At 51.6% G+C, this 24,534-nt stretch carries 16 protein-coding genes, 1 tRNA gene and 1 pseudogene; 17 read left to right on the forward strand and 1 reads right to left on the reverse strand.

Features of this window, described 5'->3' with window-relative positions; translation table 11 throughout:
* Positions 1 to 77: 77 nt before the first annotated feature.
* Together EKN00_RS07960 and EKN00_RS07965 are read left to right on the forward strand one after the other, a co-directional pair.
* A tRNA-Leu gene (locus EKN00_RS07960) sits at positions 78 to 161 on the forward strand.
* A gap of 170 nt (positions 162 to 331) precedes the next feature.
* Positions 332 to 2,398 carry a hypothetical protein gene (locus EKN00_RS07965; protein ID WP_127849607.1) on the forward strand — a complete coding sequence of 689 codons (2,067 nt, stop codon included), beginning with the start codon at positions 332 to 334 and terminating at the stop codon, positions 2,396 to 2,398.
* A gap of 242 nt (positions 2,399 to 2,640) precedes the next feature.
* Here EKN00_RS07965 and EKN00_RS07970 read toward each other — a convergent pair whose 3' ends face one another.
* On the reverse strand, positions 2,641 to 3,465 hold the full coding sequence (locus EKN00_RS07970; RefSeq protein ID WP_127849608.1) for an NAD(P)H-hydrate dehydratase: 825 nt from the start codon (positions 3,463 to 3,465) through the stop codon (positions 2,641 to 2,643).
* A 165-nt stretch (positions 3,466 to 3,630) separates the two neighbouring features.
* On the opposite strand from EKN00_RS07970, the gene EKN00_RS11095 reads away from it, so the two are divergent.
* The 15 genes and pseudogenes from EKN00_RS11095 (at position 3,631) to EKN00_RS08040 (ending at position 24,322) form a co-directional block, all read left to right on the forward strand.
* Positions 3,631 to 3,753, forward strand: a complete 123-nt coding sequence (locus tag EKN00_RS11095; protein WP_277749631.1) for a hypothetical protein — start codon at positions 3,631 to 3,633, stop codon at positions 3,751 to 3,753.
* A gap of 727 nt (positions 3,754 to 4,480) precedes the next feature.
* Entirely contained in the window at positions 4,481 to 6,457 is a 1,977-nt protein-coding gene (locus tag EKN00_RS07975) for a peptide ABC transporter substrate-binding protein (protein WP_206611272.1), read from the forward strand.
* A 232-nt stretch (positions 6,458 to 6,689) separates the two neighbouring features.
* On the forward strand, positions 6,690 to 8,186 hold the full coding sequence (locus EKN00_RS07980; protein WP_127849609.1) for an ABC transporter permease: 1,497 nt from the start codon (positions 6,690 to 6,692) through the stop codon (positions 8,184 to 8,186).
* Between the two features lies 1 nt (position 8,187).
* Positions 8,188 to 9,150, forward strand: coding sequence for an oligopeptide ABC transporter permease OppC (gene oppC, locus EKN00_RS07985; protein ID WP_241559475.1), 963 nt, complete (start codon positions 8,188 to 8,190; stop codon positions 9,148 to 9,150).
* A gap of 186 nt (positions 9,151 to 9,336) precedes the next feature.
* Entirely contained in the window at positions 9,337 to 10,422 is a 1,086-nt protein-coding gene (locus EKN00_RS07990; protein ID WP_127849610.1) for an ABC transporter ATP-binding protein, read from the forward strand.
* The gene (locus EKN00_RS07995; RefSeq protein ID WP_127849611.1) at positions 10,419 to 11,354 is read left to right on the forward strand and encodes an ATP-binding cassette domain-containing protein; all 936 of its coding nucleotides are present in this window, start codon (positions 10,419 to 10,421) and stop codon (positions 11,352 to 11,354) included. Before EKN00_RS07990 ends, EKN00_RS07995 begins: the two co-directional genes overlap by 4 nt.
* A gap of 242 nt (positions 11,355 to 11,596) precedes the next feature.
* The gene (locus tag EKN00_RS08000) at positions 11,597 to 12,751 is read left to right on the forward strand and encodes a GGDEF domain-containing protein (RefSeq protein WP_127849612.1); all 1,155 of its coding nucleotides are present in this window, start codon (positions 11,597 to 11,599) and stop codon (positions 12,749 to 12,751) included.
* Positions 12,752 to 12,874: 123 nt separating this feature from the next.
* Positions 12,875 to 13,819: a nucleoside hydrolase gene (locus tag EKN00_RS08005; RefSeq protein WP_127849613.1), complete on the forward strand. Its 945-nt coding sequence runs from the start codon at positions 12,875 to 12,877 to the stop codon at positions 13,817 to 13,819.
* 256 nt (positions 13,820 to 14,075) lie between these two features.
* Positions 14,076 to 14,882, forward strand: a complete 807-nt coding sequence (locus EKN00_RS08010; protein WP_127849614.1) for an HAD family hydrolase — start codon at positions 14,076 to 14,078, stop codon at positions 14,880 to 14,882.
* Between the two features lie 59 nt (positions 14,883 to 14,941).
* Entirely contained in the window at positions 14,942 to 15,442 is a 501-nt protein-coding gene (locus EKN00_RS08015; protein ID WP_127849615.1) for a hypothetical protein, read from the forward strand.
* 304 nt (positions 15,443 to 15,746) lie between these two features.
* Entirely contained in the window at positions 15,747 to 16,760 is a 1,014-nt protein-coding gene (locus EKN00_RS08020; protein ID WP_127849616.1) for a DUF3324 domain-containing protein, read from the forward strand.
* 18 nt (positions 16,761 to 16,778) lie between these two features.
* Positions 16,779 to 19,361: a hypothetical protein gene (locus EKN00_RS08025; RefSeq protein WP_127849617.1), complete on the forward strand. Its 2,583-nt coding sequence runs from the start codon at positions 16,779 to 16,781 to the stop codon at positions 19,359 to 19,361.
* 349 nt (positions 19,362 to 19,710) lie between these two features.
* Positions 19,711 to 22,221, forward strand: a pseudogene (locus EKN00_RS08030) (M1 family metallopeptidase); the annotation flags it as partial.
* 155 nt (positions 22,222 to 22,376) lie between these two features.
* The gene (locus EKN00_RS08035; protein WP_127849618.1) at positions 22,377 to 22,919 is read left to right on the forward strand and encodes a GNAT family N-acetyltransferase; all 543 of its coding nucleotides are present in this window, start codon (positions 22,377 to 22,379) and stop codon (positions 22,917 to 22,919) included.
* A 347-nt stretch (positions 22,920 to 23,266) separates the two neighbouring features.
* The gene (locus tag EKN00_RS08040) at positions 23,267 to 24,322 is read left to right on the forward strand and encodes a GGDEF domain-containing protein (RefSeq protein ID WP_164848074.1); all 1,056 of its coding nucleotides are present in this window, start codon (positions 23,267 to 23,269) and stop codon (positions 24,320 to 24,322) included.
* The last annotated feature ends 212 nt before the right edge of the window (positions 24,323 to 24,534 follow it).

The raw sequence follows: 24,534 nt of genomic DNA on the forward strand, positions 1-24,534 counted from the left end.
TGTGCCGCTTTTGTGAAATTTTGTCACAGAATTACTTGGCAAAAACACGAATTCTTGATATACTTACTTCTGTTGTTGCCGCAATGGCGGAATTGGCAGACGCGCAGTGTTCAGGTCGCTGTATGGGTAACCATGTGCAGGTTCGACTCCTGTTTGCGGCACTAAGTTCGGGGGAAACGTTGAGTATCAACGTTTCCCCCGTTTTTTTTACCAAAGCGTACGTGTCCAATTACAACTATGATGCATGTGCGGTTGTGATTTGTGCATTACGCGTTTACCAAATCCGGCGGCAACAACAGCAAACTTAATATTAATCGGAGGTTTTAATCACATGGATTGGCCAACTCTCATTGAAACATTGAAGGCAATCATGCAGCGTGATGGCATTAACGCCCAGAATCTGGCTCAGACCTGGGGTGTGTCAACTTCAACCGTCCGGAACTACCTCGCATTGCGTTCACGTGCATCAATTTCAACACGCGAACGGATTGAGAAGTTCGTTGCGGACCACGAGAAGTCACCGGCAAAACAAGGCGCACGTAGCCAGGCCCAAAATACCCGCAAGCAGCCTGATTTGACTGGTAAAATTATCGACGCACCCATGGCGGCTGACGCTAAGCCACATGTACGTGGTGCAAAGGGTAAAGCCGTAAAGGAAGCAGCCGCTAAGCCCGCTGCAACCAAGAAGAACGCTGCGAAGAAGACTGCAACTGGAAGCAAGCAAAACGCTCAGGCTGAAACCAAGACGGACAGCAAGAACGGTAAGAAGACAGTAAAGCAGGCGCCTAAAGCCAGCAACAAGCAGACCGCTAAAAAGGCGCAGCAGACCAGCACAAAGGCTGACACGCAGTCAAAAGCGGCCGGAAGCGATGCACCAAAGCAGGCAGCAAAGAAGCCGGCACGCAAGCAAAACGCCAAGGCAGCTAAGGAAACTAGCGCACCTAAGCAAAACGCCAAAGTAGCAGCTAAGGAAACCAGCACGCCAAAGCAGAACGCCAAGGCGGCAGTTAAAGCGGCAAATGCGCCTAAGCAGGCGGAAAAACAAAATGCCGCCAAACAAGATGACGCAAGCGCCAAGCCAGCAGTAAAGCAGACGCCAAAACAGCCGGCTCCAGCTGCGGCAAAGCTAGCAGAAGCTAAGCCAGAAGCAAAGACCAGTGCTGCGCAGGTTAACCCAGAACCAAAGGAGCAACCTGCAGCAAGTGCCGACAGTGCGCAGCAGCAGGCCGCAAACGTGGCCCCAAGTCGCGCAAAGACGCCGGTGGTGACACCGGCCAAGGAACCAAACCCACTGCGTATTTACGTGGATGAATCGTTTGGTCGCATTCCCGAAAAGCCATTTACGGTGGGGATGGTTCTTGCATCGACAGATCTTGGGGTAATGCCTTTTAAGGAATTCACCGAGACCCTGTACCCATTCGGTTGGGCCCCTGGGGATGAAGTTAAGGCGGCCGGCAAGGATCTTGCCAACGTGAAGAACATCCTGGAAGGCTCACAGAATGATGACATCCGCATGTTCGCGTTCCGCACGACCACGGTACCATCACTGATAACCGTGACGGATGATGATTCCACCACGGTGGCAATTTTCCCATACGTCTCGGCAATCATTAACGCCATCGAAACCCTCCAGCGCGGCGGGCTCAAGGCAACCTCGTTCCAGATTGTCATTGACCGTACCAACAAGCTGCCTGCAGAAGCACAGCGCGTGATGGAAAAACTTCTCAGCGTCTACTTCCGCTTGTCCGGGAATAAGCCATGCTCATTCCACATCACGGACGGCGATTCCCGTGCACAAAAGGGTCTGCAACTGGCAGACTTTGTTGCGCACTTTGCCTACGTTGAAGATGAAGACAAGGTTGGCGACTTTGGCCCCGTTACCGGTGTGGTGGACGACCCAATCGGCAACGCACGGCGGTTTGCCTTCTACTCCGGCTTGCGGCTTTTGCGCCTGAAGGAAGAAGCACAGACCATCATTGGTGACTTCAAGGCCAGTGAAGCGGCGGCCGAGATGGTTGCGGCGGCGGAGCCGGAAACGGTAACGCCAGACAAGCCAATGTCACGTGCGTACAACTACACCATTGACCTGCGCAATACCATCATTCAGGCGCAGCAAATGGGTCTCGGTGGCAAGCAGCTTGAGGCGGTTCGCAGCCGGCTCAAGGGCCTGTCCACGACGATTGCCAACTGGTTGCTCGACAGCCAGGCACCACTCATTGAGGGGCTTGCTAACCGGACAATCAGTGACTTCCGCCAGCGCACCGTGGTCATCACCCGCGTTGACAAGCCATTCCAGCCGGACTCAGAGATCGGTGAACAGCAGTTCCGGATTTTCGAAAGTCAGTTGGATAAGGTTCAGGAATTGATTCAGTCCTACCAGTCCACTTCTGAAGACTAAACTGCAACAATCAAACAGGAGCACCACCATGCGCGTTACGTGCATGATGGTGCTCCTGTTTGATTGTGGTTAATTGGCCGGACATGAAAAAGGGCGTGCGGATGGGCAAGAATGCCCGTGAGTGCTCGAGGTAAAACGGAAAAGTCGTCATTTTGCGTATTTGATACAGGGCAAATTTTTAAATATGCCCTGTATCAAATACGCAGTAGCAGCAGTTTTCCGTTTTGCCTGAGCCAGTTTGGTTAGTTCACCGCTAAATCGTGCATTAAAAAGGGGATGCGACGGGCAACAATTGACGGCACGGCCACATACTGCTCCTTGACCACGAGGTCGGCGGCCCTGCTGTGGGTCCAGACGGCACTGGCAACGACGTCTAGGCTGTAGCCGAACTGGGCTACAAACGCGGCGACAACCCCCGTGAGCGTGTCCCCAGAGCCACCTGTGGCCATACCTGGGTTACCGCTCGTGTTGACGTAGGCCTGATCACCGTAAAATGTACGGGTTGGCGCGCCCTTGGCAACCAGGATGCCGGGCAGACTCTCCGCGGCGCTGGCCACGGCTAAGTCGGTTTGGTCTGGCGGTGCAAGGTGAACTAGACGCTCCAGTTCGACGGGGTGCGGCGTCCAGATGGTTTTGGCGTGCTCGACCTGCACGTGGTGGACGGCCAGAATATCAATTGCAGAGCCATCAAGGATGAGCGTGGTGTCCGGTTTTGCAGCGGCGAGCACCAGTGTCAGCACGCCGAACGCGGTCGCGTCGACGCCAAGGCCGGGGCCGACGACGATGACGTCACTGCCGCGGAGTAATCCAGGCAGTTCCGGCGCCGTCCAGCTGGTGACCATCGCTTCGGGCAGCTGTGCGTGCAGGGGCGCGTGGTTAACGGTGGCGGTCGCCACACTGGTCAAGCCGGCTCCGGAATAAACGGCGGCAGTCGCGCTCATAATTGCGGCACCGCCGAATTGCTTGTTGCCCGCGACGATGACGACGCGGCCGTTGCTACCCTTGTGCACTTTGTCTGCGCGCGGAACAACGATCCGCCTTGCATCTTGCTCATTAAATGTTTGCATCAACGTGACCTCCTCTTTGCCCTAACTCTATTCTAACCGTTAAACCATGTAACCGTGAACAAAAAAGTTTGGCCAAAAGCTTGACTTATGTTTCGTAAGTTGTATACTAAATAACATTCGCTACCATTAAGACCATCAAGAACTAAGAAGATGGAGGTATATACTATGAAATACACATTACAGCTTGATCTAACTAAGCAGATGTTCATGGCAATTGACGTAAATGACCGTAACCACGTGGGCACAGGCTCAACAGTGGAACAGGCCGTTGCAGCTTTAACCAAGTAAATTAAATAGTAGATAATGGGGTCGTCCGCAGCAGCGGGCGGCTATTTTTTTGCCCAGATTGCGGCTAATTTACCGCGCCGCGCGACCGAAAAGCAAATGGACCGGCTCGGTGCGTCCCCAAAGCCATGCGCACAATTGCGCAAGTTGGTTGAGTGCGGCGGTTAGCAGTGGCCAATTAATTACACGTTTTAAGCCAATGTCGGTCCGCTTTTTGGATTGGTCTTCACCAAATTGCTAAGAATTTTGCTCACAAACGGCAAATATCCAATTTAAAATCTTAGAAATTAAAATGTAACACTCATTTTTTCACCAATGCATCCGTGACATAAACACGTGTTCACGCATTATTCTATTTGTGATAGATATATGAGAAAGCAATCGTGTAAAACACTGTTTTCAAAAGTGCTAATCTGCAAACTTTGCTGATGCTTAGCCAGCACTCCGCGGTTTAGGGGCCCTGAAAGCATTATGAGAATTACATGGTACCAAAAATGTGGGTAAAAGTAATCAATATTGGCAGGGCGAACTTTAGTTATAGAAAGCGGCTTCTACGTTGACGTTTAGGCATTGTATCGTGACGTAACCGTGAAGATTTTTCGCCATTTGGGACAAAAAAACACCCGATTTTCGTTGACACGGGTTTTTAATCTTCGTATAATCTAGTTAACTTCTTAAGCCGGTCAGCGGTAGCAAGAAGATTATTTTCCACAGGTTGGAGGCCTATGATATGAAGATGAAGAAGAAAGGATTAGTTCTGGCAGCAGTTGCTAGTGCAGCTCTGCTTGCAGCTTGCGGTAACAGCAAGTCATCAAGCGACACCACAAGCAATGCCGACAAGACTTATTCCTATGTATATAGCACCGATCCTGACAACTTTGACTACACGGTAACATCCCGTCAGACAAACAGTCAGCACCTTTCTAACTTTGAAGATGGTTTGCTCGAACGTAACCAGTACGGTGAGCTCAAGCCAGACCTCGCTAAGTCCTGGAAGGTCAGCAAGGACGGCAAGACATACACCTACACTCTCCGCAAAGGGGTTAAGTGGGTTGACAGCAATGGTAACAGCCACGGTACCGTTAAGGCTCAGGACTTCGTTACTGGTCTGAAGCACGCGGTTGCTGCTAAGTCTGAAACGCTTTACGTTGTTCAGGGATCCATCAAGGGTCTGAACGACTACGTAACCGGTAAGACCAAGGACTTTTCTACCGTTGGGGTTAAGGCACTGAACGACCACACCGTTCAGTACACCCTGAACGCACCTGAAACTTACTGGAACTCCAAGCTTACATACGGGGTCATGTACCCAGTACAGGCTAAGTTCCTTGCTTCCAAGGGCAAGAACTTTGGTAAGGTTGGTACCGATGGGATTCTCTACAACGGTCCTTTCGTTCTTTCCAACTTCACCTCTAAGTCAGTTATGCAGTACAAGAAGAACGACAGCTACTGGGACAAGAAGAACGTTCACCTCAGCAGCGTTAAGTTGACCTACAATGACGGGACGAACCCTGACGGTCTGTACAAGTCCTTCAAGAAGGGTGACTTCACTGCCGCACGTGTTTACCCAACATCTGCTCAGTACAAGACTGTGCAGAAGGAAAACGGCAACAACATCATCTGGTCTGACCAGGACTCTTCCGTTTACAACATGACCTTCAACTTCAATCGTCGTTCATTCAACTTGACTTCCAAGAAGACCGACAAGCAGAAGCAAGATGCGCACAAGGCAATCCTGAACAAGGACTTCCGTCTGGCAATCCAGGCTGCCTTCGACAAGACCGCTTACAACGCTCAGTCCACTGGTAACGCCGGTGCAAGCAAGTCTCTGCGTAACACCATGACGCCATACACCTTCGTGCAGGCTGATGGTAAGGACTACGGTTCCTTCGTTGAGAAGGACCTCGCTAAGGACGACCCAGCAAACTTCAAGGGTGTTGACCTGAAGGACCAGCAGGATGCAACCTACAACAAGGCCAAGGCCAAGAAGTTGTTTGCAGAAGCTAAGAAGCAACTTTCCAAGGAAGGTGTTTCCTTCCCAGTTAAGCTGGACCTGCCTGCTGACGAGAAGACTGCGATCATTCTGAACCAGGACAAGTCCCTGAAGAACTCTCTGGAATCTGTTCTTGGTAAGAAGAATATCGAAATCGACATTCAGACTGTTTCTGAAGACAAGTACCTTGCTGCAACCTACGCTGCAACGACTGGTGCTGCTTCTGACTACGATATTTCTAACGCTTCTGGTTGGAGTCCTGACTACGACGACCCATCCACGTACCTCGAAATCTACAACCCAGACACCGGTTCAATGCTCCAGACCCTCGGGATGGAAGCATCGGCTAACGTTCAGGGCAAGGACCCATCTGCTGCTATCAAGAAGCAGGTTGGCTTTGACAAGTACGCTAAGATGCTGGCAACTGCCGAAGCTATCAAGACTGACGCAAACGCTCGTAACAAGGCATTTGCTAAGGCTGAAGCATGGCTGCTTGACAACGCGGTTCAGATTCCTATCAATTCCCTTGGTGGGACTCCTTCTGTAACCAAGGTTGTTCCTAAGTCTGGCCCTTACGCACCATCAGGTCTTGGTGCATACCGTTTCAAGTTCACCAAGGTTCAGGACAAGCCAGTTACCAAGGCTCAGTACGACAAGGCTAAGAAGGCTTGGACTGCTAAGCGTGCAGAAATTGCTAAGCAGGAAGACAAGTAGTTTGGTCAGTTTCGTTTGAAGCTAGATTAAGATGCGAGCTAATTGAAGCTTAAAATTTAGTGGTGTGAAAAAGGGCTGGCACGCTATGTGATCAGTCCTTTTTCTGTTATGGTCGCGATGCAAGAAAAAACAAATTTTCTGCATTAAAATGCGTGACATAACTTTGCGTCACACTTAGAAACTGGTAAAGTTATAGGTATAACTGTAAGCAAGTCAGACAAGGAGCAGCCACATGAAAAAATACGTATTTTTCCGTGTTCTGCGGTCAATTATCAGTGTCTTTCTCGTTACGACATTAACGTTTATTATCATCTACTCCCTGGTGCCTCGGCGCGATGTGTTCAAGGGTGATCCGATGAGTCAAAAGTTAGCGTCTACTCCCGATGCTCTGCTTAATTATGAGTACAACGGGTACGAAAAGATGAATTACATTGACTTTAAGAACACAAAGGATTTAGTCACAGCTGTTGAGAAGAAATACCCGAAGTCAGGTGTTACTACCGCTCACACAGCCGCAAACAAGGCGATTCTTGACAAGTGGGCTAAGGCGAACAACTTCAACATTCGCCGTTACAAGATTAGCAAGGATTTCTATGCTGTGCGGGAATTACCACTTTGGGAACGGCTGGGCCGCTTCTACGGCAAGATGATTCAGATTGATCACCCATGGCGGATTCACGACAAGAATAATCCGAACCTGCCACGCTACGAGAAGATTCAGCATGATCCTACCGTTGGCTGGGCTCTGGTTGGTTCCGGGACCAAGTACCGTTACCAGATCTACTTCAACGGTTCCTTCCCGTACATCCATCAGAACATCATTAAGTTCAACCTTGGGACTTCTTACCCAACGTACGCCGGCAACCCAGTTTCTGAGGTTATCGGTGGCCGTCAGGGTGAACAGAAGACACAACAAATCACCACGAAGAATGGCAAGAAGTACAACACTGCCGACGACGTTTACCTGCGGGCCTACCAGCCACGCGGTAAGCAGGACTCGATGGAAAAGGAAATTTACGGCGACGACTATGTGAACGTCACGCCTGAACTTCAAGATCCATCGATGCTCGGAACTTCCTTCCGCGCCGGGATTGCTGCCCTGATTATTGCTTATGGTCTATCAATTCCAATGGCCATCTACATGGCTCGGCGGAAGGGTAAGCTGTTCGACAAGATTGGGACCGGGTTCGTGACGGTCATGACGGCGGTACCAACGCTGGCCATCATCTACGTCTTCCGCTACCTGTTCGCGGCTGCATTCAAGTGGCCCGACAGCTTCCCAACGCTCGGGGCACAGGCCTTCAGCTCGTGGATTTCACCGGCCGTTATTCTGGGGATTATGAACGTTACGGGGCTGATTATCTGGTTCCGCCGTTACATCATCGACCAGCAGAGTGCCGATTACATCAAGTTTGCTAAAGCAAAGGGCCTCAACGAAAGTGAAATCTACACCAAGCACATCTTCAAGAACGCTTCGATTCCTATCGTTAACGGGATTCCCGGATCCATCATCTTCACCCTTGGTGGTGCGACGATGACCGAAGAAATCTTCGCGATGCCTGGGATGGGGAAGATGCTGCCTGATGCGATTATCGCCCACAACAACACGGTTGTTATTGGTCTGGTCTTCATCTTCACCGTAATTGCGGTTCTGTCCGTATTACTTGGTGACCTGCTGATGGCCATCGTTGACCCACGGATTAAGCTTTCTGCGTCAGGAGATGATTAACATGGCAGAGACAAAAGAGAATGCACAGGCACAGCCTGAAGTAGAAATCCTCGATAGCGACTTTGCACCAGTTAGTCTCGATGAACTGGCGTCTGAAGTTATCGACACACCGAAGTACTCATACTGGAAACAGGTTGCAAAGAAGTTCTTCTCGAACAAGATTACGATTTTGATGCTCGTCATCATGACCGTCATCATCCTGATGTCCTTCATTCAGCCAATGTTTTCTGGGTACAGTTTGACAAGTACCAAGGGGATTAACGACTTTTCCGCCCGGTTCAACTGGCCAAGTGCCAAGTACTGGTTCGGGACGGATAAGGATGGTAAGTCACTGTTTGACGCCATCTGGGCTGGTGGCCGCACCTCCATTTCCATCGGGGTTATCTCCACGGTGATTACCACCGTTATCGGGACGATTGTCGGGGCTTTCTGGGGTGCTTCCCAGAAGATGGACCGCATCATGCTCGAAGTTTACAACGTTATTTCTAACGTTCCAACGCTGCTGATCATCATCGTTATGTCCTACACCCTGGGTTCTGGTTTCTGGAACTTAATTGTAGCCATGACCTGCACGTCCTGGATTGGGACGGCATATTCCATCCGTGTGCAAGTTATGATTCAGCGTGACCGTGAATACAACATTGCTTCACGCACACTGGGGACACCAACGCCGAAGATTATCACGCGGAACATCTTGCCTTACCTGACCAGTATCATCGTGACGCAAGTATCCCTGTCACTGCCAAGCTTCATTTCTTATGAAGTCTTCCTGTCCTTCCTTGGTGTTGGGCTCGGGCAGAACGTTCCATCACTGGGGCGGATGATTCAGGACTACTCCCAGTACATGGCAAGTTACCCTTACCTGTTCTGGCTTCCAGTGGCAGCACTGGCACTCATCACGATTCCAATGTACATCGTCGGGCAAAACCTGGCCGATGCAACTGACCCACGTACGCACATGTAGGACAGAGCGGAGCCATCCGGTTTGCTTTTGAGCATTACCGTGAGTTTGGCTTTGGTGGCGGTTTTCCGCCAGAGCCAAACTCGTGGTAAGCGCAGAAAGCAGGATGGCAGAGCTCGACTAGGACCCAAGTCCATTCGGGCCATCTACACCGTTCCTGTAGCTGCATCTTAGAAGGAAGGCAATATTATGACAGATAAAAAAACAATTTTAAAAGTCAGAGACCTGTCCGTAAGCTTCAAGGTTCGTGGGAAAGTACTAAAGGCGATTCACCATGTATCAATGGATCTCTACGAAGGCGAAACCCTCGCCATCGTTGGTGAATCCGGTTCTGGTAAGTCTGTACTAACCCGTACGTTTACCGGGATGCTGGAATCCAATGGTTACATTCCTAATGGGACCATTGAATACAACGGCCAGCACCTGGAGAACCTGAAGAAGGACAAGGACTGGGAAGGGATTCGTGGTAAGGAAATTGCCACGATTTTCCAGGAACCAATGACCTCACTGGACCCAATTAAGACAATCGGGTCCCAGATTTCAGAAGTAATTATCAAGCACCAGGGCAAGTCCAAAGCGGAAGCCAAGGCGGAGGCCATCGATCTGATGAACCGCACCGGGATTCCTAACGCTGAGAACCGCTACAATGACTACCCATTCGAATACTCCGGGGGGATGCGTCAGCGGATTGTTATCGCGATTGCGCTTGCCTGCCACCCGAAGATTCTGATTTGTGACGAACCAACCACCGCGCTGGACGTTACGATTCAGGCGCAGATTCTTGACTTAATCAGGGACCTGGCGCAAGAATTCCACTTCACCACCATCTTCATCACCCACGACCTGGGTGTTGTGGCCGCCATCGCTGACCGGATTGCCGTAATGTATTCAGGTCGTATCGTCGAGTACGGAACCACGGATGAGATTTTCTACGATCCCCGTCACCCGTACACTTGGAGTCTCCTGTCATCTCTGCCACAATTGGCAACTAAGGGTGGCGAACTCTTCTCCATTCCGGGAACTCCACCATCTTTGTACCATGACATTGTTGGGGATGCCTTCGCACCCCGTGACCCGTACGCCATGAAGGTTGACTTCAAGGCGGACCCACCAATGTTCAAGGTTAGTGACACGCATTACGCGAAGACGTGGTTGCTTGACCCACGCGCGCCAAAGGTTGAGAAGCCGGCGCTGATTCAAAACTTGCATGAACGCATGGTTGCCCAGACAACAGCCGTGAAGACAGCCGATATTGTAGGGGGTGGCGCAAAGTGACTGATGAACGCGAAAAAATTATTTCACTGCGCGACGTAGAAATTACTTACGGTAGCGGCAAGGATGCATTCGTCGCAACCCGGGACATCAACTTTGACATCTACAAGGGCGAAACCTTCTCCCTTGTTGGTGAATCTGGTTCCGGGAAGACGACCATTGGTAGTGCCATCTTGGGGATTAACAAAACCACCAAGGGGACCATCAACTTCGAAGGCAACGTGATTAACGGCAAGATGCCCGCACACGAGAAACACGAGATTGAACGGAAAATTCAAATGATTTTCCAAGACCCCGCAGCGTCTCTGAACGAACGTGCCACCGTTGATTACATCATCTCTGAAGGCCTGTACAACTACCACCTGTACAAGGACGAAGACGACCGCCAGGCGAAGGTGCGCAAGATTATCGAGGAAGTTGGGCTGCTGCCAGAACACCTCTACCGTTACCCACATGAATTCTCTGGTGGTCAGCGGCAGCGTATCGGGATTGCCCGGGCGCTGGTAATGCAGCCAGACCTCGTTGTGGCTGACGAACCAATCTCCGCGCTGGATGTTTCCATTCGTGCCCAGGTGCTGAACCTGCTAAAGAAGTTCCAGCGTGAACAGGGGACCACGTACCTGTTCATCGCCCACGACCTATCCGTTGTGCGGTTCATCTCTGACCGGATTGCGGTTATCCGCTCCGGACGTATTGTTGAAATCGCGCCAACGGAAGAACTGTTCACCAACCCACTGCACCCATACACGCAGGCACTGCTGTCTGCCGTGCCAGTGCCAGATCCAAAGCTCGCTCGGGAAAAGAAGTTGCTGGTTTACGATCCATCCCAGCACCACTACGAAACCGACAAGCCGAAGATGGTTGAAATCAAGCCAGGTCACTTCATCTACGCTAACGAAGAAGAGACTGAACACTACAAGAAGATTATCAAGTAGGTTAAATAGCTCCGCGGCAGGTCAGAAATGGCCTGCCGCGGAGCTATTTTGTTGGCTTCGGGGCGGCCGCACGACACTTTGACGATTTTGCTTGTGCGATATTTCGTTAAGTTGCGCGGGCATATTGCACTGGCTTATGATGACGGCTAGACTTTGGTTAACGGGATTGTGAAGGCTGTTGTCTCAGAGCATTAACGCGTGTTTGTTGGGTGCTCGCCGGACGGCATTAAGGTGAATGAGTTATGCATTATGGATGGTTGACACTGTCGTTTATCTTTTCGATGGTAACGAATATCATTGTCTATTTTGGGGTGTTGTCGCTGATATACTGGGTTGGCGAGAAGAAGGACGGACTACTGCGGCGCAGGCACGACCAGATTCAGATTGCGATTTGCTGGGCGTTTGTCGCGTACTTGTTCATCATGTCGACGCTCGACGCGCATTTTGCCCCGACGTTTTTTGGTTCGCACTGGACTTACTTTAACCTGCTGATTATTTCTAGCTTTATTTTTAATCTCCTCATGGTATCGTGGACGCACTTCTTCGGGGCGACCATTGCCACGATTGGGTACATGTTCTGGATGCCTGGACCAATTACGCCAGTTAGGCTGGGGATTATGGCGCTGGTGATTGGGGTGCAGGCGCTGCTGACGTGGCAGGGAACGAAGCTTTGGCGGCAGCGGCCGCTCATGTATGGGCTCATGGCGGTGTACGGATTTATTTGCTTGGTCAACATGGGCATCGGTGCGGCGCCTAAAGATGGGTGGTTCTGGCTGCGGCAAATATCCGCGCTTGTCGTTGAGTTCAGTGCCGTGTACGAGTACTCACTAATGTTGATCCGGCTAAGGCAATCTAGTGACCGGTTCCGCAACGACGCCGAACGCGACCGGATGACGGGGCTGAAAAACTTCGGCAGTTTTAACAAGGATTTGACCCAGCTGTACGCAAAAAATCGCGAACGCGGCGTTAAGTATTGGCTCATGGAACTGGACGTGGATCACTTCAAGAGCATCAACGATACGTATGGGCACCTGGTTGGTAACAAGGTGCTCAAGGGTGTCGCCACGGCAACGCGCGCGTACGCGGACACGCTTGATTACGTGACGACGGTGTACCGCATGGGCGGCGAGGAGTTCTGCCTGTTGCTTCAGGGCGGGACCGATAACGATGAGCGGGCGACTCGAATTGCGCTCGACCTGCGCGAACAACTGCGGGCCCTGCACTTTACCGATGAGGACGGCAAAACGTTTCAAATCACGGTGTCCATCGGGGTTGAGCGTGTGCTTGCTGAGGATAAGAATTACCTCGACATTTACAATCGGGTCGATAAATTCCTGTACGACGCCAAGCAAAGTGGCCGCGATGCCGCCAACATTCGCGGCATCACGGTGCGCTAATTGCACAGACAGGCCGCTTCAGTGGCGCCTCACTACAGCCATTAATTGGATGAAAGCCTGCGCGGAAGTCCATCTTTGCGTATAATGGCAAGATAGAGCAAAAACGCGGAGGTTAAGTGCAACATGCAGAAAACAAATATTTGGCTCGATTCCGACCCCGGAATTGATGACGCAGTGGCCTTTGCGATGGCTGCGGCCAGCGGTGATAAATTGAACGTCGTGGGGATTTCCGCAGTTTCTGGTAACCAGAGCAGTGACCGGGTGACCCGCAACGCGTTGCGGCTGTCCGCGTTGCTACACATGGATGACGTGCCGGTGGTGCGCGGCGCCCGCAAGCCGCTGATCAAGCAGGTGGCAGACGCAGCGGAAGTCCACGGTGAATCTGGCTTGGGACATTACACCGCACCGGAAACAACAAAGCAGCTCGCGACCGAAGACAATGGGCTCCTCTACATGCGCAACCGAATTCTAGCGCTACCTGAGGGCGAGAAGATTACGCTGGTGCCAACCGGGCCAATGACCGACATGGCGCTACTATTGCAGACGTTCCCTGAAGTGAAAGCGCGGATTGAACGCGTGGTGCTCATGGGTGGCTCATCCATCGGCGGCAACGTCACGGAGAAGGCCGAGTTCAATATTTGGGCCGATCCCGAAGCAGCACAAATTCTGTTCCACAGCGGCCTGCCAATCGTCATGTGTGGGCTCGACATTACCCTGAAGTGTGGCCTGACCTCAAGCCAAATCCAGGGACTACGGCAGCAGCCGGGCGCAATCCAACAGGCATATTGGCGCATGCTGAACTTCTACGCCGGTGCCACAGATGAGGAAGCCGGACAGCTAACGGCGATTCACGATGCGACGACCATCATCTTCTTGACGAACCCCGAACTCTTTAGCGGCAAGTTCGTGACGGTCGATGTTGACTGCAGCAACACCGACGGCCAGGGCGAGACCCTGTGCAGCGATGCGACGATTGACGATGACAACGCGGTGGTCCTGCTGAACGCGGTGGATTTGCCGCGGTACCAAGAAGTGCTACTAACCAAATTGGCTTCGCTGAAGGAATAATTCGCGTGGCCCAAAATTGGCCCCGCGTGATAATTCAGAATCAAACAATTAGTTTCCGGCCTGGTTGCTGGGGACTTGTTTAATGGGTTTGGCTTGCCGCTAAGTGCATACATGGAAGCGCTAAACGGCTTATGTATGGCCGTTATGTCAGATTGACCGTGATATTAGGTCATGTCATAATGACGAGGTCGATTTAGGTGGGAATGTACGGCGATGTGCGTGCAGACCACAAAATAATGGTGTGGGGGATTGGCGGATGAACAAAATAAAATTAATTGCAACGGATATGGATCACACGTTGCTCACGGAGGCGGGGGAATTGCCGCCCGACTTCGACCGGTACCTCACGATGATGGCGAAGGCGGACATTCAGTTCGTGGTTGCGTCGGGCCGACCGTTGTACACGCTGGAGACAATGTTTCCGCAGCATAAGGACAGCCTGATTCTGGTGTGTGACAATGGGGCGGTCATCAAGGACCACAGGCGGATTGTCAGCAAGACCCTCTTGCCCAATGAGGACATTCTGGCGATGTGCCAGTTTGTGCAAAGCGAAACCGACGGGCACGCGCTCATCTGCGGTTTGGATGGGGCGGTGGCGGCAACCGCTGATGAAGTGTACGATGATGAGTACCGGGCCTTTTACACCAAGATGGGATATATGGACGATTTGACCACGTGGAGCGGTCAGGCGGACAAATTAACGCTGTATCTGCCGAATCACGACGCCGAGCAGGTTTTTAACGACCAGATTAATCCGCAGTTTGGTGCCAAATATTCCGCTGCCGTAACGGCCGACTGCTGGATTGATATCGTTCCGAAGTACGTGAATAAGGGTGAGGCGCTCCGCAAAATCAGTACAATGATGGACGTGCAGCCCGATGAAATGATGGCGTTCGGCGATACATTCAACGACAAGGAAATGTTGCAGTACGTGAAGTATGGCTACCTCGTCGCTAATGCGCACCCGCAGATGAAGCAATACACCAATCTGCACACGAGTAGTAACCAGGAATACGGGGTTTTGAAGATAATTAAGCAAGTGCTTGCAAGACAAAGCGCGTAAAAGTGAAGCCACACTAGCTCGGGAAATCATCCTGGTTGCTAGTGTGGCTTTTTGTTGGATTGAAGGATGGCAAGAATGTCATCACGATTGCCGCAACCGACGCATTCGGCAACGAAACCAAGCAGACGTTCATTATCACGAAGGTTGACGCGACGTCCACGACCCTGACTCAGGGTAAGGGCAAGACGCCAGCCAAGGCTGATGCTGATCAGAAGGCTGGTTACAAGGCCGGGTACAAGGACGGTGCAGCTGGGAAGAAGCTTAAGAGCCTGGCCGGCAAGTCAGCAGCGTACATCAGTGGCTTCACTGAAGGTTACAATGCTGGTAACGCCGACGCTGAGGCGAAGACAACCGGTGCTGACGGCAAGAAGGCAGCTAAGGCTAATGCCAAGGCGGCCAAGTCCGCAGCCAAGGCAGCGAAGAAGGCAGCAAAGGCATCCGGTTCCGAATTACCACAAATGGGTAATGAAGCTTCCGGTACTGGTGCAGCATTCGGGATGGCGCTCCTCGCCGCAGCTGGTGCACTCTTCGGTTTCGGCATTCGGCCAAGACGGCACTAAACACAAGTTACCAAGGCAAGTTATTACTATAAAAATGACCACGATTAGGTCACAGGTATAAACCAGACTAAGGTAACCCAAAGACCAGTTGGAAACACGCATTTTGTGTGATTCCGGCTGGTCTTTTTGTGTGCGCCTGCGCGGGGAGATATATTTTATTGGTTTATTGTGGTACGCTGAAAGCCGTATTTATGGCAAAATTTTATGGCGGATGCTTGATTTAACGGCAACGAATTGGCCGCCATTTTTCAAATGATAAGTGCTATGCTAGTGATATTTATGGAGCAGGTTTAGGGGTGATTTTATGTCTAAGAAGATTGGCAGCTGGATATTCGCGTTAATTGTGCTGCTGCTCATTGCGCCGGTGCAGGAGGCGCAAGCGGCAACGGGAGCGACCTTTTCGCTCAGCCCGGAGTTAACCGATGCCCGCAGCAAGCAATCTGGATACTTCGACATTGTCACCACTGGTGGTTCGACGGTGGAACTGCACGCTAAGCTGACGAACCTGACGAATTCGGCCAAGAAAATCCGGGTGGAGCTAACCAACGCTTACACGACGAATGCGGGTCAGGTGGCTTATAATCCGGGGGCCCAAGCGGACAGCACCGCCGAGCACACGTTGAGTCAGCTGGGTCCGGCTGGTCAGGTGTACACACTTGCGGCCGACGAGTCGAAGGACGTTGCCGTTAAGCTGCAGGTACCTAAGGACGGGCTGAATGGTGAAGTTGTTGGTGCGCTTTACGCCCAAGACCTCAAGACGTACGGGGGCAAGGGCAAGGGGATGAACCTGAACAATCGTTTTGCCATGTACACCGCCGTTGTGGTGCGCACGAGCACGGCGTACGTGCACCCCGATTTGCGGCTCACCCGCGTCAAGACGGGCACGCAGGACGGACAGGCGGCGGTGCTGGCCACGGTGCAGAATACCCAGCCACAGATGTTCGGGCAAATGACAATTGAGAGCAAAGTGTACCGCATTGGGGCGAAGGAGCCGTTGCTGACGAGCAAGAAAACCAACTACGCGATGGCGCCGAACTCGCATTTTGTGTACGCGACGCGGGTGAAGAAGGCCCTGAGGTCAGGGACTTACCGGCTAGAATTGACGGCAAAATCGGGCACGCGGATGTGGCACCTGCACAAGCAGTTTAAAGTTAGCAGGCAGGCGGCAAGGCGCGTGAATAAGGTGGCCAACCTCAAGACTGGGCCGCAGGTTGCGGCTTGGGTAATTTGGCTCGTCGCGGTCTTAGCAGTAATTATCATCATCTTGTTGGTACTGGTATTGCGGCGGCACCCACGTAAGAAGGGGCACAGACGCTAGGCTTTTTTGGGGGAATGTATGAAACATCGAGGGACGATTCTGAGCTTCATCTTCGTGGGACTCGCGGTTGCGCTACTGGTCGTAAGTGGCTTTAGCAACCACGCGACCGCTGACGACAGCTCCTCATTTCAATCACTGATGCAAAACTGGACCGGAAAGCCGGACGTTCAGGACGTGCAAAGCGACAACGGCCAGGCTAGTTCTATTTTGTATCAGTCAGCCCAGCAACACCCAAGCAATTTGCTGTCTGTGCCCTTTACGGATGTGCTTGCAAGTGACCTGGAAAACGTGGGTAACATGGCAATCGTGTCCAACAAGTCCACGCTCGAGTTCGAGATGGATCCTCATGCGATCGGTTATGCTGCAGCCAGCACGAGCGCGTTCGGCACCGACTATCAGGACGCATTTAACGCCTTTGACATCGTGTTTAGTGCGGATGGACTGCCTAAGATTGATGGGTATGAAAACTATTTTGATTTAAACAGCCCTTTTGTTGACGTGAAGGATGCTAACGGGCAAGACCCACGGGTGACCGCAACCGATATTCACAACAATAAGTATCCGCAGGGAAGCCTGAATTATCTCCCGATTAACTATGGGTCAAATAACTATGGGTCAAACCAAATCTTCACAAACCGTAATGGGCGCCTCACCCTTAACCGCAAGCTGACCATTACGGTGCACCTGGCGCAGTGGGGCCGGCTTGTCGGGCATGATGATGCGAGTGACATGAAGCAGCTGAATGTTAAGGAACAGTTCGTTAATACCAAAGCTCAAGGCTATTACAAGATTCAAATGGGGACGCTGAACACCCACCTCACGCTCAGCCCTACCGTGAAGAACATTTACGTTTTTAGTTCACCGATTAAGGCCAAGGACGGGAAAGTGTATAGCGCAATCGTGACCGGAACTGGGACGCTGCCCAAAGACAGCATTCACGCGCGGGTTAATAACGGGGATGCCACCGCTACTGACCCAAATGTTGCAACCGTCAATGACGATAAAGAGTGGCTTTGGCTCGCCCAGAGCAGCGACAAAATCACTGGTGGGTCAACGGTGACGGTGTACGAAGATGGTCCAAGTTTCGGTGACCACACCATCGGCTCGCTGACCGCAGAGGATATTAGCAAGCTCATCGCCAGTGGTAAGGTCGATGACTCTGAGATTGAGGAGTGGGTCAAAGATTACTTGGCTGATCCTACCTCGACGACAATTGATGATCTGAATGGGAAAATTCAGGAAGTTAAGGACGAGGCGGAGAAGGTAGAAGAACAGGATAATGAAACAGCTACGTTTTTGGAGAAATACAAGGACCCCAACCTGCAACTTAACTTTTCGAATAATCAGAACTTCATGTTTGCCAGTTCCTATAAGGATAATTACCATGTGGATGCCACAAGTGCTGAGGCAACGACAACAAGCATGACGGTGACGGCAACTCAGACAAATAAACACGATAATCAATCTATTGATGATACTGGCTGGTATGTTTATCAAGATGGTCACCCGGGTGCTGGGTACTATTTAGGTAAATCAGATCTAGCACCGGCAACTGATACGAATAATTTTGCAGGCAGTCCATTCGACGCTATCCGTAACAGTAGCAATGGCAATCATGATACTTTGACCCTGACATATAATGATAATAAAAATATCAATAATTTCTCTGGCAAGTGGCACGTGGTAGCGATAACGGAAGATGATTATTCTGAAGGATGGCTTTTTCCCAAGTACTATACCGCCTACTCCGAGTCCTCCGCTGACTTCTATGTTTCAGCCCTCCACCCAGAAAAAGACCCATTAAGTCTGGATGATAAGGATTCCAGCCTGTCTCTCACTAGCCCAATTGATGATTTACCAAAGGGTACAACCTATAATTGGAAGACAGTCAAAAAATCGGACTTCGGGTTGCCTGACGTTCCAGTTACGCAGCACACGTGGGACGGAGATCCCCGGGTTTCCTTGGTGCCATACGACTATCGCCAAAACGGTGCCGAGTACCAACTAGAAATCAATTCCGGCAGTAATCATTGGTATTCCAACCCCGTCAAAATTAACTTCGAAAACCATGCTGGCTTGTTGAATGTACCACGACAATTAACATTCACGGAAAATGGTCAAGCCGCATCCATGGCGAAGGTTATCGGGGGTGGTTATACCGCGGACAATCCGCTTAAGCCACACGAAGACATGAGTAGCCCAGACAATCAGGTTGCCTTTGACACCGGGGCTAGTGCGGATAACTTTGCGCTCAGTGTCAGTCTTTCGCCATTTGCCCACACGAACGAGACGGGAGACACCAATGAGTCGTACTTGGTTGCGCAAAGCAACGACGGAACCAATACTAGTGCCGCACGCATGGCTTTGCAACTGACAAACTTGATGCCTGCAGCCAAAGCTCAATCTGATGAGATTCAACTAAAAGATGACGGTAATCCAGTCCAACTGTTGAAGACGGCGGATAACGCAGGCAGTCTGGGTTACGGCAATCTGGACGCCAAATTATGGTTCCAAGGCGCGAGTGGTGCGCAAACTGGTGATTACACGGCAAGCTTACTGTGGATGGCAGGGACCAATGCCAAAATTTCCCAGGCTAGATAATAAAATCGGTTGTAATCAGCAACAGGTCGTGATGGACTAATCGAGTTCATCACGGCCTGTTTTGCTAAACGCCGCATGAAGATTCTGCGGCGGTAGCCAGGATACGAACACCAGCCTGGAAGCAAGCGCCCAGTTTCTGCAATCTCCAGTGCATAATTCGTGAATAATGCATAAAGTCCGTCCGATTAACATTAAATTTCGCCCACAACTCTGCACACGCTTTCGGGTTGCGGACAAGTGCGACACATTGCACGTTCGGCGTGACACATTATGTCGCGTCTTGTTTAGTTTGTGGAGTATAATGACATTAATCTTATAAACCTTGGAGGATACTATGGCTGAATAAAAACATTTCTATAATACATTCAAACCAGCACACTACAATGTCTACATCGACATTAACCGTGCAGCCCGCACCTTTGCGGGGAAGGTGACAATGGATGGTGTTGCCACCGCGAAGACAATCGGGGTACACCAGAAGTTTCTTACTATCGAGTCCGTGCAGGTTGCCGGTAAGGACGTACCATTTACCGAAGACGCTGCCGCTGAAGGCATTCGTGTTGAACTGCCAGCAACTGGCGAAACGAGCGTGACGATTACATACAGCGCCAAGCTCACGGACACGATGATGGGGATCTACCCGTCCTACTACGAAGTGAACGGTGAGAAGAAGGAACTGATCGGGACACAGTTTGAAACAACCGCTGCCCGTCAGGCTTTCCCTTGCATCGATGAACCAGAAGCAAAGGCAACGTTTGATTTAGCCATCAAGTACGATGAGCACGAAGGTGAAACCATTCTGGCGAACATGCCAGAAATCCGGACCGAAAATGGTGTGCACTACTTTGATACCACCGTGCGCATGTCCAGCTACCTCATTGCCTTTGCCTTCGGGGAAATGCAGAGCAAGCAGACCGAAACCAAGAGCGGCGTGAAGGTCGGTGTCTTCAGCACCAAGGCCCACGCACCTAAGGAACTCGACTTCGCGCTGGACATTGCCAAGCGCTCCATCGAATTCTATGAAGACTTCTACCAGATGCCATACCCATTGCCACACTCATGGCAGCTGGCTTTGCCTGACTTCTCGGCTGGCGCGATGGAAAACTGGGGCCTGGTCACCTACCGTGAAGCGGCACTGCTGCTCGACCCAGACAACACTGCACTGTCAGAAAAGCAGTACGTGGCGACCGTTATTGCCCACGAACTTGCACACCAGTGGTTCGGGGACCTCGTAACCATGAAGTGGTGGGATGACATCTGGCTCAACGAAAGTTTTGCCAACATGATGGAATACGTCGCTGTTGACGCAATTGAACCAAGCTGGAACATCTGGGAAACCTTCCAGACGGCCGAAGCAGTTGCCGCATTGCAGCGTGACGCAACGGATGGCGTGCAGTCCGTGCACGTTGAGGTTGAAGACCCAGCCGAAATCGATTCACTCTTCGACGGTGCGATTGTTTACGCTAAGGGTTCCCGGATGCTCGTCATGGTGCGGGCCCTCATCGGTAACGATGCACTGCGTAAGGGGCTCAAGGCTTACTTTGACGCCCACAAGTTTAACAACGCCAAGGGTGCCGATTTGTGGGCTGCCCTGGGTGAAGCTGCCGGAATGGACATTGGTTCCATCATGCACGACTGGCTTGAACAGCCTGGTTACCCAGTGGTCACGGCTACGGTTGAAGATGGCCAGCTGAAGCTTAGCCAGACGCAGTTCTTCATCGGTGAAGGCAAAGACGTTGACCGCAAGTGGCAGATTCCACTGGAAAGCAACTACGCGGCCGCACCAAAGATTATGTCCGACAAGACGATTACCTTGGGCGACTACGCCAAGTTGCGTGCAACTGAAGGCAAGCCATTCCGCCTCAACGTGGGGAACAACTCGCACTTCATCGTGAAGTACGATCAGACGCTACTCGACGACATTTTGGCCAGTGCCGACGAGCTCGATGCAATTTCCCAGCTGCAGACGCTGCAAGACCTCCGCTTGCTCGCTGAGGGTCAGCAGATCTCATACGGCGACATCGTGCCACTGCTCAAGAACTTCGCAAGCAGCACACACTACGTCACCAACTCTGCTCTGTACGCAATCGCCGGTGCCCTGCGCAAGTTCGTCACGCCTGATACTGACGAAGAAGCAAACCTGCGCAAGTTGTTTGACAATCTCAGCAAGGACCAGGTTGCTCGTCTGGGCTGGACCGCAAAGGACGGCGAATCCAACGACGACCAGCTCACCCGGCCATTCATTCTTAACGCTACCCTTTACGCGAAGAACCCTGACTCCGTTGCCGCTGCCCACGAACTGTTCCTGACCAAGAAGGACAACCCAGCAGCCCTGCCTGCTAGTGTTCGGGCATATGTGCTTGCCAATGAAGTCCGGAGCTTCGGCAGTGAAGAGTTGTTCGATCAATTGCTGCAAGATTACGTGAAGACGCCTGATGCAAGTTACAAGAGCAATTTGCGTGCGGCACTCACCAGCACCGAGGACGAAAAGCTCGGGGCAAAACTGGTTGCCGAATTCGAAAACGCCGACGTCATCAAGCCACAGGACCTGCGTGGTTGGTACTACTCCTTGCTGGCCAACAGTAAGACGCAGCAGGCCGCTTGGGACTGGCTGCGGAATGACTGGGCTTGGCTCGAAGCTAAGGTCGGTGGCGACATGGAATTCCCAACCTACATCACCGTTACGTCCAGAGTTTTCCGGACACAGGAACGGCTTGACGAGTTCAAGGCATTCTTCGAACCAAAACTCGACGTACCTGGCTTGGGTCGTGAAATCACAATGGACACGAAGGTCATTGAAGGCCGCGTCGCCCTTGTTAATGCGGAAAAGGCTGCGGTAGTCGCAGCACTTGCCAAGTAAGTAAATTAGCCAGTAACTATTCAGCGGCCACGTGGCAATTGAATAGTTGCTGGCTTTTTTGCGTTACGGGGATGCAGCGTGTATGCTGAGCGCTAGAATGGATTTACGCGGGCCGTGCGGGCTCTGGCTTGCAGCGCTGAGCTAGGAGGACAAAGATGCAACAAGACGATGAAGTACGGATTCAGAGGGTGACGAGCGCAAATGCGCAGGCGCTGAAACTGCCCAATGAACCATTTCCCCTGATTGGCCGGATGGTGGTGGAACGGACCAGTGGAAGCTGGACGCATCGCGAGATGATGTTCGAAGAGGAAACGGTGCAAACCTTTCCGGATGAGGACTACGAACTAGGGGACATCGATGCTGCCGGGTTTGCGCTGGCTGCATTTGCCCAGAGTGATTGCGTAGGTCTGGCAACCTTCGCGGACCGGTGGAACAAGTATCTGTACCTTGATGATCTGAAGGTTAATTCGGCTTGGCGCGGCCACGGTGTGGCGACAGCGCTGCTGGATGCAGCAAGGGCCGAGGCCACAAAGCGCGGCTATCGCGGGCTGACAACAATTGCTCAGGATAATAACCTGTGGGCCAACCGGTTTTACCAGCACTATGGCTTTGTCATTGGCGGCCTGAATACGGCGGATTATAATTTTACCCAGCAAGCCGGGAAGGCGGACATCTATTACTATTACAACTTTAACTAGGGATAACGCGGCATTGATGCAGCATTGTCTGCCAGGAGCTTTCATCCCGCGTTGGACGAGCTAGTCGTGAGCAAGCTGGTTTCTTTTTCACGACCAGAGTTCATAATTGGAAGCAGTAGTTGACGTTCCGGTGTCATTTTAAGGATTTTGCTTGTAATTTAATGCTTAACGCGCTATATATGTAATATGTCTTTTTATAAAAGGCTGATATAGCGCAATTACATATGAATGGGGAACTATGACGGTTACTTACCGTCAGGGAGTTGTAAATGTACTACGAATTTCAAATAGGCAATCTATTTTTATGCCTGGGAGTAATTGCGGTCTGCAAGTGGCTTGAGGACAGAATGAGTGCCAACAAGGTTGCACGGTCCAAGATTGATTTTGTTATTGCCAGCGTTGTTTTTGCCATCCTCGTTTTTCAGCACACCGAGGTCGTTACGTTTAAGGGGTATTCGCTTGGCGGAATTTCGTTTGACTGGATTTTCCTAAATGCGCAGATTATTCTGGCTATTTTCATGGCGGTGACCGTGCCTTCCAAGGTGGGGATGGCGTTCATCACCGGCACCGTTGCGCTTTTCTACTGGGAACGTGGCTTTTTCCAGCTATGGCAGGGCTGGCTCACATTTGCCATCGTCCTGGCCCTTGCGCTGGCGATGAACAAGTATAGCGACGCACTGATGACCCATTTCTGGTTGACGTTCCCGTTTGCGCTAGTTATCTGCGTCAGTATCTGGTACACAATTGGCCTAACCAGTCAGGCGGAGACGCCGTTTGATTGGTTGATTAATCTGGTTTCGTTTCTTATTCAGATGGTGCTCGTCAATTCGTTCAACATTCGGTTGCGGCGTGATTACAGCCGGGAAATGATGCTAACGAAGCAGGCGACGCACGACGGATTAACCACGTTGCGCAATTTTCGGGCGTTCAGTGCGGACCTGCAAGCGATGTACGCGCAGCTTGAGGAATCTTCCGCGCAATTTGTGCTCGTGACCATGGACGTCGACCACTTCAAGCGAATTAACGATACGTACGGCCACCTGGTGGGAAATGATATTCTCAAACAGACGGCCAAGGAACTGCGGCAACTAATGCATGACCAGAACAACGGCAGCCGCGCATACCGGACTGGTGGCGAGGAGTTTAGCTTGCTGATCCCAATGGCTGATCATGATGATGAGTACATTCAGCACTTGTGTCAGCAAATTCAGGCTACCATCCGCCAGCAGGTGAAAAAGGTGGACGGGAACTCAATCAAGTGGACAGTTTCGATTGGCTGCAACTATGTAGATCAGGACGACAGCGGGTACCTCGAAGTGTACCGGCGGGCGGACAAAGACTTGTACAATTCAAAGGAAAATGGCCGCGACGCAATTACGATTCACGGCCAACTGCTGGTTTAACGTCCGATGTCCGGCAGCGTAAGTGGTTTTGGAGTTGGTGGGTACTGAGTGGTCTAGGGACCGCGACTGGGCGGGGCCGGCGCGCGTTCCGTGCGGCTGGGATTTTCCGTGCGGCCGGTTGAAGCCCCAAAAACCGGGTCTTCAACCTAAAAACATACTAAGCTTAGTGGCGAAGAGTAATCCGACGGGATTGTTCTTCGCCACTTTATTTT

This window comes from Lacticaseibacillus hulanensis (genome assembly GCF_004010095.1).
Taxonomy (GTDB): Bacteria; Bacillota; Bacilli; order Lactobacillales; family Lactobacillaceae; genus Lacticaseibacillus; species Lacticaseibacillus hulanensis.

Excerpts from the sequence above, each read along its gene's own strand:
- oppC (WP_241559475.1), top strand. The coding sequence starts at position 8,188 with ATGGCAGAGACAAAAGAGAATGCACAGGCACAGCCTGAAGTAGAAATC.
- EKN00_RS07990 (WP_127849610.1), top strand. The coding sequence starts at position 9,337 with ATGACAGATAAAAAAACAATTTTAAAAGTCAGAGACCTGTCCGTAAGC.
- EKN00_RS07970 (WP_127849608.1), bottom strand. The coding sequence starts at position 3,465 with ATGCAAACATTTAATGAGCAAGATGCAAGGCGGATCGTTGTTCCGCGC.
- EKN00_RS08040 (WP_164848074.1), top strand. The coding sequence starts at position 23,267 with ATGAGTGCCAACAAGGTTGCACGGTCCAAGATTGATTTTGTTATTGCC.
- EKN00_RS08035 (WP_127849618.1), top strand. The coding sequence starts at position 22,377 with ATGCAACAAGACGATGAAGTACGGATTCAGAGGGTGACGAGCGCAAAT.
- EKN00_RS07980 (WP_127849609.1), top strand. The coding sequence starts at position 6,690 with ATGAAAAAATACGTATTTTTCCGTGTTCTGCGGTCAATTATCAGTGTC.
- EKN00_RS08000 (WP_127849612.1), top strand. The coding sequence starts at position 11,597 with ATGCATTATGGATGGTTGACACTGTCGTTTATCTTTTCGATGGTAACG.
- EKN00_RS07975 (WP_206611272.1), top strand. The coding sequence starts at position 4,481 with ATGAAGATGAAGAAGAAAGGATTAGTTCTGGCAGCAGTTGCTAGTGCA.
- EKN00_RS11095 (WP_277749631.1), top strand. The coding sequence starts at position 3,631 with ATGAAATACACATTACAGCTTGATCTAACTAAGCAGATGTTCATGGCA.
- EKN00_RS08025 (WP_127849617.1), top strand. The coding sequence starts at position 16,779 with ATGAAACATCGAGGGACGATTCTGAGCTTCATCTTCGTGGGACTCGCG.
- EKN00_RS07965 (WP_127849607.1), top strand. The coding sequence starts at position 332 with ATGGATTGGCCAACTCTCATTGAAACATTGAAGGCAATCATGCAGCGT.
- EKN00_RS08005 (WP_127849613.1), top strand. The coding sequence starts at position 12,875 with ATGCAGAAAACAAATATTTGGCTCGATTCCGACCCCGGAATTGATGAC.
- EKN00_RS08010 (WP_127849614.1), top strand. The coding sequence starts at position 14,076 with ATGAACAAAATAAAATTAATTGCAACGGATATGGATCACACGTTGCTC.
- EKN00_RS08020 (WP_127849616.1), top strand. The coding sequence starts at position 15,747 with ATGTCTAAGAAGATTGGCAGCTGGATATTCGCGTTAATTGTGCTGCTG.